Origin of the sequence: Kitasatospora sp. NPDC056327, from assembly GCF_042261735.1 — a bacterium.
Lineage (GTDB): Bacteria > Actinomycetota > Actinomycetes > Streptomycetales > Streptomycetaceae > Kitasatospora.
The window spans coordinates 1-2,588 of record NZ_JBHJRC010000510.1 but is presented as its reverse complement, the minus strand read 5'-3'; the positions used below and the strand labels follow the sequence as shown (position 1 = coordinate 2,588).

General features: G+C 77.9%; 1 protein-coding gene. It reads right to left on the bottom strand.

Annotated features, from left to right (window positions below; translation table 11 throughout):
- Positions 1 to 202: 202 nt before the first annotated feature.
- Positions 203 to 2,329, bottom strand: a complete 2,127-nt coding sequence (locus ACFCX4_RS35845; RefSeq protein WP_376151603.1) for a HelD family protein — start codon at positions 2,327 to 2,329, stop codon at positions 203 to 205.
- Positions 2,330 to 2,588: the final 259 nt, after the last annotated feature.

Below are 2,588 nucleotides of genomic sequence, written 5' to 3'. Positions count from 1 at the left end.
GTGGGGGGGTTGTGGGGCCTGGTCGCATACCGGGCGTGAGCCGGGCCCGCCCCGGGCGCCGGGGTAGACCCGGGGGGGCCGGGGGCGGCCTCCGCGAGGCAGGAGCACCTCCGAGCGTGCCCCCGCCCCGAGCGTGCCCCCGCCCCGAGCGCGTCCCCGCCCCGGACCGCTGCGCCCCGAACCACCGTGCCCGCGGCCGTGCTCAGCCGTTCCGCGGCTCGATCGTGCACAGGCGCTTGGTGGCCCGGGTGAGCGCCACGTAGAGGTCCCGGTCGCCGCCGGGGCGGGCACCGGCGATGCCGTCGGGGTCGACCACGACGGTGGTGTCGAACTCCAGGCCGCGCGCCTCCGAGGCCGGTACCAGCCGGGCGTGCTCCGGGACCCCAGCCGCCGTCAGCGCCGGCACCGAGGCGTCCGGGCAGACCACGCCGATCAGCTCGCCGGGATGGGCGGCGGCCTGCTCCCGCAGCTCCCCGAGCAGGACGGCGACGAGGCCGGAGCGGGTCGCCCCGAGCGTGCGGGGCCGCTCGCCGTGGCGGATCGACCGGATCGGCGGCTGGTCGGGGGCGATCCGGGCCTGGAGGCCGCGGGTGGTGGCCAGGATCTCCTCGGTGGTCCGGTAGCTCACGGTCAGGGTGCGCAGGTCGAAGCGGCCGCCGAGGTGCGGGTCCAGGGCCTCGCGCCAGCCCCGCGCGGTGGTCGCCGGACCGGCCTGGGCGAAGTCGCCGACCAGGGTCATCGACCGGGCGGGGCAGCGCCGCAGCACCATCCGCCACTGGAGCGCGGTGAACTCCTGCGCCTCGTCCACCACGACGTGGCCGAAGGTCCGCTCGGGCGGGCCGTCGAGCAGGGCCGCCGCCTCGTCCAGCAGCGGCAGATCGGCGTCGGTCCACGGTGCGTCCGGCGCGCGCAGCAGCAGCGCGCGCTCCCGGTCGGTGAACTCCGGCAGGTGTGCGGCGAGCGCCTCGGCGTCGCCCAGCAGGGCGTTCACCACCGCGTCCGGCGCGAGGTGCGGCCACAGCTCCTCGACGGTGCGCTCCACGTGCGCGTCGTCCAGCAGCTCCGCCCGCATCGCGTCGACGTCGAACGCCGGGCCGTCGTCGGCCGGTCCGGTTTCGAGGCCCATGGCGCGCAGGTCGGAGGCCGCGACCCGGTCGAGGTCGAGGCCGGTCAGCTCGGCGACCTCGGCGTCGATGCGCTCCAGCGTCTCGGCGGCGCCCCGGGCCAGTGCGGTGGTCACGGCGTCGACCAGCAGTTCCTTGAACAGCCGGCGGGTCCGGTGGTGGGCGAGTCCGCCGGTCCGGGCGGCCTCCCTGGCCCGGGCGACCTCCGCCGCCTCCAGGTGCACGTCCTCCTGGCCGACGCGCACCGTGAAGCCGCCCTCCGGGGCCTGCCGCCCGCGCACCAGCGCGGCCAGTGCGTCGGCGACCGCGGCGTCGCCCTTGAGCCGGGCCGCCGCCGGCCGTTCGACGGCGGTGTCCCGGGCGGCCTCCGGCCCGGCGGGGGTTCCCCCGGTGCCCGGGGCCGGCCCGGTGAGGTCGGCGCAGGTCGCGAGGAGCACGTCGTTCTCGCCGAGCGAGGGCAGCACCTGCGAGATGTAGTCGAGGAAGCGCGCGTTGGGCCCCAGGACGAGGACCCCCCGCTCGGCGGCCTTCGGGAAGGCGTAGAGCACGTAGGCGGCCCGGTGCAGCGCGACCACCGTCTTCCCGGTGCCGGGGCCGCCCTGGACCACGGTGACGCCCCGGTGCGGGGAGCGGACGATCGCGTCCTGCTCCGTCTGCAGGGTGGCGACCGCCGTGCCCATCCGCCCGGTGCGCCGTTCCTGGAGCGCGGCGGCCAGCGGCCCGTCGCCGACCACGTCCTCCGGGGTCGGCTCGGAACCGTCGAGCAGTTCGTCGCTCACCCCGACGACGGTGCGCTCCGCGAGCCGCAGGTGCCGGCGCCTGCGCAGGCCCATCGGGTGCACGGGCGTCGCCTCGTAGAAGGAGCGCGCCGCGTCGGCCCGCCAGTCGACCAGGGCGGGGAGCTCGTCCCCGTCGCGCTGGAGACCGAGCCGGCCGATCCGCAGCGCCGTCCCGTCCGAGAGGTCGACGCGGCCGAACACCAGGCCGCCCTCGGCCCCTTCGAGGCGCCGGATCTCCCGGGCGAGCCGCTCGGCGGCCAGCTCCCGCTCGTACACCTCGCCGGCCCCGTCGGCCTTGGCGGCGAGCGTTCCGGCCAGCCGCGCCCGGGTGTCGGCGAGCCGGTCGTCGAACAGGGCGACGACCGCGGCCACCTCCGTCCGCTCCAGTTCGACCTGGCGTACCACGTTGTCCTCGACCTGCGGCAAGGAAGCGCTCCTCTCGGTTTCGGCCTGTCAGTGTGCGAGGACGCGCGGCGAATGTAAATGTTGACGTTTCGGGGCGAGTTGTGTCCTCCGGGCCGCCGGTCCCGGCCCGGGCGGCGCGGGGACCGGCGGCCCGGAGCGGCGCCGGCCGGGGGCCGGAGCCGCCGGCCCCCCCGGGCCGCCGGCCCCCCGCCCGGCTTCAACGCGCGACGGCGCGAGCCGCCCGCGGCCCCCGGAGCCCCCCCCCACCCCCACACCGGCC